Below are 8,244 nucleotides of genomic sequence, written 5' to 3' on the forward strand. Positions count from 1 at the left end.
GGCCTGGTCCTCGGCCGAGCCGGCGTCGGCGGCCGTCACTTCGCTGGCGCCGGCGGCGGCGGCCGCGGCGGCCTTCTCGTCGGCGGCGGGAGCCTCGTCCTTCTTGCCGCAGGCGGCCAGCGACAGGGCGGTCATGGCCGCGCCGGCGATGAGGATCTTGCGGAGGACTTGGGTGGTCATCGGGGCATCCCTTGCGACGTCTAAATGGAAACGCCCGGCGTGGGAGCCGGGCGCCATGGTGGCAAGGAACCGCTTTTCACGTCCCGTTGCAAGACAAAGATCACGGGCGCGTGATCTGGCCGTACACGGACGGAAGGATCGGGCTCAGCCCTCGGCCGGGATCTGCGACAGGGCCTCTTCCAGCTCGACGAAGCTGGGCTGGCAGACGCTGGGCACGTTGCCGCGGCCGATCTCGACGCTGATCTGGGCGGCGTTGCCGTGCAGGTGGGCGACGAGCACCGCCTGGATGATCTTGTAGAAGGCGCCGTCCTCGTTGACGACGGCCTGGAGGCGGGCGGCCATCGGGCCGACCAGGCCGTAGGCCATGAACACGCCGAGGAAGGTGCCGACCAGGGCGCCGCCGATCATGCCGCCGAGCACGGCGGGCGGTTCGGTGATCGAACCCATGGTCTTGATGACGCCCAGCACGGCGGCGACGATGCCCAGGGCGGGCAGGGCGTCGGCCATGGATTGCAGGGCGTGGGCCGGCTCGAGCGCCTCGTGGTGGTGCTTTTCGAGCTGCTTTTCCATCGCGTCCTCGACCTGGTGGGGATCCTCCAGGTTCATGGTCATCATCCGCAGGGTGTCGCAGATGAAGTCGACGGCGAAGTGGTCCTTCGAGATCTTCGGGTAGCGCGAGAAGATCGAGCTGTCGTGCGGCTTTTCGATGTGGCTTTCCAGGGCGATGACGCCCTTGGACTTCATCGTCTTGGTCAGCAGGAACAGCAGGGCCAGCAGGTCGCGATAGTCGCCGGCCTTCCACTTGGGGCCGGCGAAGATCTTGCCGAAGCCGCCGGCGGTGGCCTTGATGACGGTCATCGAGTTCGAAATCAGGAACGCGGCGATGCCCGCGCCGAGGATGGCCATCAGTTCGTGAGGGGCCGCCTCGATGATGACGTCCATCTTGCCGCCACCCATCAGGTAGCTGCCGAACACGAGGCCGAAGAGCAGCACGATGCCGATGATCTGGAACATGACGTCAGGAGGCCCCGAAGAATTCAGCCGGCATCATGGCTGTTAATGATTAATCCAAGGTATCGGCGGTTTGCAGGCCCGTGCGGCGGCTGGGCGCAGGCCGCCCCGTCACGTCACGTCCCGTCACGCCGCGCGCGCCGGCTTGCGGGCCTGGGCCGTCCCGCCGACCCGGAAGCGGCCGATCAGGTGGGCCAGGGTGGCGGCCTCGGTCTTGAGGCTGTGGCTGGCGGCGGTGGACTGCTCGACCATGGCGGCGTTCTGCTGGACGGTCTGGTCCATCAGGTTGATGGCGCCGTTGACCTCCGACAGGCCGGCCGACTGCTCGGCGGCCGAGGCGGCGATCTCGCCCACCAGTCCGTCGATCTCGCCCACCTTGTCGGCGATGGCCTGAAGGGCCTGGCCGGTTTCGCCGACCATCGACACGCCCTGCTCGACCTCGCGGGCGGCGGTGGCGATCAGCACCTTGATCTCGCGGGCCGCTTCCGCCGAGCGCTGGGCCAGGGCCCGCACCTCCATGGCGACGACGGCGAAGCCCTTGCCGGTGTCGCCGGCCCGGGCGGCCTCGACCCCGGCGTTGAGGGCCAGAAGATTGGTCTGGAAGGCGATCTCGTCGATCACCCCGACGATGCGGCCGATCTCGCGCGAGGAGGCCTCGATGCGGGTCATGGCCCCGACGGCGTCGCCGACCACGACGCGCGAGCGCTGGGCGTCGCTGCGGGCCGCCCCGACCACGATGGCCGCGCTCTTGGCCCCGGCCGAGCTGCGGCGGACGGTGGCGGTGATCTCGTCGAGGGCCGCGGCGGTCTCCTCCAGGCTGGCGGCCTGGCGCTCGCTGCGGCGGGAGAGGTCGTCGGCGGCGCAGGCGATCTCGTCGCTGCCGGCCTCGATGCCGCCGGCCGAGCGGACGATGACCTTCAGGGCGTCCTCCATCTGGGCGATGGCGGCGTTGAAGTCGGCGCGCAGGCGCTCGTATTCGGCGGGGAAGGCGATGTCGACGCGGCGGGTCAGGTCGCCTTCTGCCAGGGCGCGCAGGCCGCCGGCCAAGCTGTCGACCACGGCCTCCAGCTGCACGCGGGCGGCCTCGCGTTCGGCCTCGGCGGCCTGGCGCGCGGCTTCGGCCGCCTGGCGCTCGATCTCGACCTGGCGCTCGACGGCGATCTTCTCGATGGCGGCGTCCTTGAAGCGCAACACGGCCTTGGCCATGGCGCCGATCTCGTCGCGGCGGTCGACGTCGGGCACCTCGACGCCGTTGTCGCCGCCGGCCAGGCGGGTCATGACCCCGGTCAGGGCGGTGACCGGCCGGCCCAGCACGCGGGTCAGCAGCCAGGCCAGGCCCAGCGACGCCGCCAGGCCCAAGATCCCGCCCACCATGATGCCGAGGAAGGCGCGGCCGAAGGCCCGCTCGCGGCTGGCCGAGCGCACCGCCTCGTCGCGATGCTCCTGGGCCTCGACCTCGGCCAGAACCTTGCGCAGGTCGGCCAGGCGGTCGTTGGCGCCTGTTTGCGTCGCGGCCTGGGCGCGGCCCTCGGGCGTGGCGGCCATCGCGATCAGGGCCTGGGCCTCGGCCTTGTACTGCTTGCGGGCGTCCGAGAGCTTGGCGGCGGCGGTCGCGTAGTCGCCAGCGGCGTCGGCGTTGCGCAGGGCGTCGAGGTCGGCCTCCAGGGCCTTTTCGGCCGCGTCGAAGCGACGGATGTGCTCGCTGGCGCCCGATGCGACATAGCCGAGGATGGCGTTCTGCTGCTCCAGGGCCGCGGCCTGCATGCGGGCGCTGGCCATGGTCAGGGCCATGGAGTCGTCGGTCATCTCGGTCGCCTTGCGCAGCGACCACAGGTCCAGGGCGACCACGGCGCTGGCCGCGCCGCAGATCGTGATCATGGCCGCGAAGGCCAGCAGCAGTTTGTGGGGGACGGAGATGTGACGCAGCATGGCCCCACTACGCGCCCGCGCCATGAGCGGACCCTTAATTCGGGGCGTCCCAGGGTTGCGGCAAAGCGTCCCGGTATCGCTTGGGATTTCCTTGGGCTTCCCCTCGGAGCGAACCCACTCTAACGTTTGTTCGATGTCTGCCGCCGCTCAAGATCAACAGGTCAACCGGCGGGCCTTCGCCATCCTTTTCGGGGTGTCGGCGGCCACGGCGCTGGGCAATACGGGCATGCTGTCGGTGCTGCCCGCCATCGGCCGGCAGATCGGCATTCCCGACGCCATGGTGGCGGCGATCTTCTCGCTGTCGGCCCTGCTGTGGGCGCTGTCCTCGCCGTTCTGGGCCAAGCGCTCGGACGTGCGGGGGCGCAAGCCCCTGATCCTGCTGGGCCTGGGCGGCTTCTGCGTGTCGATGACCCTGTGCGCCTTCGTGGTCAGCGCCGGGCTGCACCATCTCTTTCCGCCGATGCTGGTCTTCGTGCTGTTCCTGCTGGCGCGGGCGCTGTTTGGCCTGTTCGGCTCGGCCGCCAATCCGGCCACCCAGGCCTATCTGGCCGAGCGCACCAAGCGCGAGGAGCGCACCCAGGCCATGGCCACCCTGGCCGGGGCGTTCGGCCTGGGCACGGTGGTCGGGCCGCTGCTGGCGCCGCTGTTCGTGCTGCCGGTGGTGGGCTTGGCCGGGCCGATGTTCGCCTTCGCCGGGCTGGCGGCGGTGATGATGTGGATCGTCCACCACGGACTGGAGGAGGCGCGCCGGCCGGCCAGCGCGGGCGAGGTCCAGCCCCGCGCGCGCCTGGCCTTCCCGTCGCTGCGGCGGGGCGACAGCCTGTGGCGCGACCCGCGTCTCATGCCGTTCCTGATCTTCGGCTTCCTGGTGGCCACCTGCCAGACGGCCCAGACCCAGACCCTGGGCTTTCTGATCATCGACAAGCTGGGCGTCGCGCCGGTCAAGGCCCAGGGCTTCATCACCCTGGCCATGGCGGCCGGGGCGGTGGCGGGGCTGCTGGCCCAGTGGGGCCTGATCCGGATGTTCGCCATGGGCCCGCGCGAGCTGATGCGCTGGGGCGTGGGCGTGGCGGCCCTGGGCAATGTTGTCGTGGCCTTCGCGCCGGACTATGCGGCGGTGGCCATCGGCTATGCGGTCTCATCGCTGGGCTACGGCTTCGCTCGGCCGGGGTTCACGGCCGGGGCGTCGCTGTCGGTCGAGGCCAAGGACCAGGCCGGCGCGGCCGGCGCCATCGCCGCCATCAACGGCCTCAACGTGGTGGTCGCGCCGCTGTTCGTGCTGCTCTACGAGGCCGTGCGCTGGGCCCCGTTCGTGCTCAACGCCCTGATCCTGGCGGCGATGCTGGCCTACGCCCTGCGCCAGGCCGTGCTGCGCAAGGTCAGCGACGAGGAGACGCCCGGCGAGGCGACCCTGGCCGGCCTCGAACGCGGCGACGAGGGCGGGGTGTAGGCGGTCGTGGAATTTTGGGATATACTATCTGTATATCCAAAGTGGGGATCTTTCATGGTCAAGACCACCTTGTTCCAATCGAACCGCTCTCAGGCCGTTCGACTTTCCAAGGAAGTGGCTTTTCCCGAAGGCGTTCGCTCGGTGACCGTGCTGCGTGAAGGAAACCGGCGGGTCATCGTACCGTCCGACGCGCTTTGGGATGATTTCTTCGACGAACCCGGTATCGATCTCGGCGAGCGCGATCAGCCCGTGGCCCAGGATCGCGAAAGCTTCTGATGCTGCGCTATATGCTGGACACCAACCTGTGCATCCGTGTGCTCAGGGATCGCCCGCCCAGCTTACGCGAACGATTCAACAGCAATGCCGATGCGCTTTGCATCTCGACGATCGTGCTGACTGAACTCCTGCACGGTGCGGCCAAGTCGGCCCGGCCCGAGCATCATCGCGACTTGGTGGAGCGGTTCGCCGCCAAACTAGAAGTGTTGCCCTTCGACGCCTATGCGGCCGATCACGCTGCGGACATTCGAGCCCGCCTTGAACGCGCCGGGCGTCCGATCGGCGGATACGACCTGCTTATAGCCGGCCACGCTCGTTCGCGTGGCCTTGCCGTCATCACCGGCAACCTTGTCGAGTTCGGTAGGGTCGAAGGATTGCGCTGTGAGGATTGGACCGCCAGCGACATCGGCTGACGGTCCTCAGAGCCTTCACCCCTTGCGGATGATCCGTGCGGCGGCGGCGTGGAAGGCCGCGTCGGTTTCGGCCAGGGCGGCCACCGCGCCGTGGCGGTCGGCGGCGACGCTCATGCCGGTGGTGGTGTAGGACTGCGACACCCGGCGGGCTTCCTCGCCGCGCAGGGCGGCGTTGGCGGCGGCGGTCTCGTGCCACTGCGCCAGTTCGCCGGCGGTCAGCGGGTGATCCTCGGCGGCGCTCGGGTGGTGCACCACGTCGCCGAAGCCGATGGCCACGAAGCCGTGAATGACGCCGTAGTCTTCTTCCGACAGCAGGAAGGTGATCTGACGCTCTTCGATCTGGCCGGTATAGACGTCCTGGTCGGGATCGAACTCGCGCAGCACCAGCACGTCGCCGACCTTGAATTCGCGGTCGTTGCGGCGGATCTCGAAGCGCTTCTTGCCCGAGCGCACGGCGGCGAAATACTGCGGCCAGGTCTTCAGTTCGTGACGGGTCATGGAAAGTCTTTGAATTGGCGCCCGAAAGCGCCGGAAAAATCGAAGGCGACGCTCTTAGAGCGCGTCGGCGGCGAGGAAAAGGCGGTTTGTGACCGGGCCGTGACGCGCAGGCGAGGAAACCGCCGCCACCATAGCAGCAAGTCGCGCCAACCCCAGGCGGCGATTGACGATGCGCGGGCGTCGCGGTCAAGTTCGCGCTCAACTTTCGGGGGAGATGGGCGTGCGGCGGATCGGGGCGATGCTGGCGGTCGTCGGGCTTGCGGCGTCAATGACGGCCTCGATGGTCCAGGCCGCGTCACCGCCTGGCGCGCCGCGCCATGTCGCGCCCGTCGAGGAGCGCTTCTGCCTGCAGGCCGCCGACGCCGGAGTGCCGGGTGACGGCGTGGCCGTGCTGGCCTGGCGGACGCCGTCGAACAGCCCCGGAAAAGCGTTCGTGTCCTTCGACTCCCGCCTGAAGCCGGGCGGCGAGGTGCTGAGTTTCTCGCCTGAATTCCTGACCCTGGCGGCGGACGGCTCCGCGACGGTGCGGTTCGTGGACAACTGGGGCGCGCCGGCGCGGGCGCGTGTCCGCCGGTCCGGAGACGAGGTCGAGATCGACCTGGCGCGGCGGGGCGAGGCGCTGGCGCCGTCGCCGGCCAAGGCCGTCAACTACGGTCGCTTCACGCTCAGCAAGGCCGCCTGCCGCGCCGCGGATCTGGACGAGCCGCCCTGGGCGGTCGCCGCCGACGCCTACGATCTCTGGCGCTACACGCCCGCACGCAACGGTCGCGGCGCGGCCGCCGAGTTCATCGCGGGCCCCGGCAGCATTCCCTTCCGCGCGACCTGCGAGCAGACGACGCTGCGGCTGGAGTTCTTCACCGACGAGGGCGATCCGCGCACCTGGGACAAGGATCTACGGGACCTGCTGCTGATCCTCAGGGACCCGGCGACGGAGCACGAGCAGAACCTGGTCCTGAAGGGCGAGCCGAAGGCCCGCAGCATCGTCGGGCGCCTGGCGCTGACGCCGGCCCTGGCCCGCGCCGTGGCGACGGCGCCGGTGATCTCGCTCTACGGCGAGAACGGTCCGTCGAACGAGTATCCGGGCGGCCGCTCCGAGGGCTTCCGGCGGCTGGTGCGGGAGTGCGCGCCCAAGGCCTGATCCAGGTCCGGGCCGCGCATGAAAAAGGCCGCCGCGGGGGAGCGCGGCGGCCTTCTTGCCAGGCGAAGGGGGGAGCCTTACGCCTCGACCATGTTCTTGGCGAGGGCCGCCTCGCGCATGGACTTCTGCAGCTTTTCGAAGGCCCGGACCTCGATCTGGCGGACCCGCTCGCGGCTGACGCCGTACTGGGCGGCCAGGTCTTCCAGGGTGGTCGGGTCGTCCTTCAGGCGACGCTCGGTCAGGATGTGGCGCTCGCGGTCGGTCAGCTCGACCATGGCCTCTTCCAGGAGGCTCATCCGCATGGACTTCTCCTGGCTCTCGGCGACCACGGTCTCTTGCGACACCTGGTCGTCGTCGGCCAGCCAGTCCTGCCACTCGCTTTCGCCGTCGGCGCGCAGGGGCGCGTTCAGCGAGGCGTCGGGACCGCCCAGGCGGCGGTTCATCGAGATGACCTCGCTGTCCAGCACGCCCAGCTTGGTGGCGATGTAGCTGACCTGGTCGGGGCGCAGGTCGCCGTCCTGGAAGGCGGCGATCTGGCTCTTGGCCTTGCGCAGGTTGAAGAACAGCTTCTTCTGCGCGGCGGTCGTGCCCATCTTCACCAGCGACCACGAACGCAGGATGTATTCCTGGATCGAGGCGCGGATCCACCACATGGCGTAGGTGGCCAGGCGGAAGCCCTTCTCGGGCTCGAACTTCTTGACCGCCTGCATCAGGCCGACATTGCCTTCGGAGATCACTTCCCCTATCGGCAGGCCGTAGCCGCGATAGCCCATGGCGATCTTGGCCACGAGGCGCAGGTGGCTGGTGACCATCTTGTGCGCGGCGTCGCTGTCCTGATGCTCTTTCCAGCGCTGGGCGAGCATGAACTCCTCGTCCTTGGCCAGCATCGGGAACTTGCGGATTTCGGTGAGGTAGCGCGACAGGCCGCCGTCCGGCGACATCACCGACAAGGAATTCACTGCCATGAGTTCAACATCCCCTGGGCCCGGAGCCAACGCGGCTCCCGAGACCCACTTTCGAATGGGTGAGATAGGTACGGGTTGCGGCGAAGGTAAGGGCGATAACGCAATTGTAATGTCCGACACCGTGGCTCAGGTATTGGACATTTTGGTGGCGGAATGAACGTTCATTCTCAAAAAAATGAACGATCATTCTCAAAATTGCAAGGGGCTTGGATGCGTCCCTCTCCCCATGCGGGAGAGGGTGGCCTCCCGTAGGGAGGTCGGGTGAGGGGTCTCTCAAATCTCAAAGCTGCAGTGGCGGTCAGGCTGGGGCGGGCGTCTGAGGTCTGAGAGACCCCTCATCCGTCGGCTTCGCCGACACCTTCTCCCGCAGGGGGAGAAGGATCA

The 8,244-nt window shown here is 68.8% G+C and carries 8 protein-coding genes and 1 pseudogene; 4 read left to right on the top strand and 5 right to left on the bottom strand.

The features are described 5' to 3' along the window. From DMC18_RS17650 to DMC18_RS17660, 3 genes and pseudogenes are all read right to left on the bottom strand, one after another. Positions 1–180 (bottom strand): annotated as a pseudogene (locus DMC18_RS17650) (hypothetical protein); the annotation flags it as partial. A 144-nt stretch (positions 181–324) separates the two neighbouring features. Continuing rightward, on the bottom strand, positions 325–1,194 hold the full coding sequence (gene motA / locus DMC18_RS17655; RefSeq protein ID WP_110121379.1) for a flagellar motor stator protein MotA: 870 nt from the start codon (positions 1,192–1,194) through the stop codon (positions 325–327). Positions 1,195–1,317: 123 nt separating this feature from the next. Continuing rightward, on the bottom strand, positions 1,318–3,120 hold the full coding sequence (locus DMC18_RS17660; protein ID WP_233248199.1) for a methyl-accepting chemotaxis protein: 1,803 nt from the start codon (positions 3,118–3,120) through the stop codon (positions 1,318–1,320). Between the two features lie 133 nt (positions 3,121–3,253). Here DMC18_RS17660 and DMC18_RS17665 point away from each other — a divergent pair, with 133 nt between their 5' ends. The 3 genes from DMC18_RS17665 to vapC are packed head-to-tail and all read left to right on the top strand — an operon-like array spanning position 3,254 to position 5,259. Further along, positions 3,254–4,570: an MFS transporter gene (locus DMC18_RS17665; RefSeq protein WP_110121378.1), complete on the top strand. Its 1,317-nt coding sequence runs from the start codon at positions 3,254–3,256 to the stop codon at positions 4,568–4,570. Between the two features lie 54 nt (positions 4,571–4,624). Then, positions 4,625–4,846 carry a type II toxin-antitoxin system VapB family antitoxin gene (gene vapB / locus DMC18_RS17670; protein ID WP_110121377.1) on the top strand — a complete coding sequence of 74 codons (222 nt, stop codon included), beginning with the start codon at positions 4,625–4,627 and terminating at the stop codon, positions 4,844–4,846. Further along, positions 4,846–5,259: a tRNA(fMet)-specific endonuclease VapC gene (gene vapC / locus DMC18_RS17675; RefSeq protein WP_110121376.1), complete on the top strand. Its 414-nt coding sequence runs from the start codon at positions 4,846–4,848 to the stop codon at positions 5,257–5,259. Before vapB ends, vapC begins: the two co-directional genes overlap by 1 nt. Positions 5,260–5,274: 15 nt before the next feature. Here vapC and DMC18_RS17680 read toward each other — a convergent pair whose 3' ends face one another. Next, positions 5,275–5,757 carry an ASCH/PUA domain-containing protein gene (locus tag DMC18_RS17680; protein ID WP_110121375.1) on the bottom strand — a complete coding sequence of 161 codons (483 nt, stop codon included), beginning with the start codon at positions 5,755–5,757 and terminating at the stop codon, positions 5,275–5,277. A 220-nt stretch (positions 5,758–5,977) separates the two neighbouring features. On the opposite strand from DMC18_RS17680, the gene DMC18_RS17685 reads away from it, so the two are divergent. Then, entirely contained in the window at positions 5,978–6,895 is a 918-nt protein-coding gene (locus DMC18_RS17685; protein ID WP_146218116.1) for a hypothetical protein, read from the top strand. Positions 6,896–6,972: 77 nt separating this feature from the next. Here the strand turns inward: DMC18_RS17685 and rpoH are convergent, their stop codons facing one another. After that, entirely contained in the window at positions 6,973–7,860 is an 888-nt protein-coding gene (gene rpoH, locus DMC18_RS17690) for an RNA polymerase sigma factor RpoH (protein WP_110121373.1), read from the bottom strand. Positions 7,861–8,244: the final 384 nt, after the last annotated feature.

It is taken from the genome of Caulobacter sp. D5 (genome assembly GCF_003185805.1).
GTDB lineage: Bacteria > Pseudomonadota > Alphaproteobacteria > Caulobacterales > Caulobacteraceae > Caulobacter.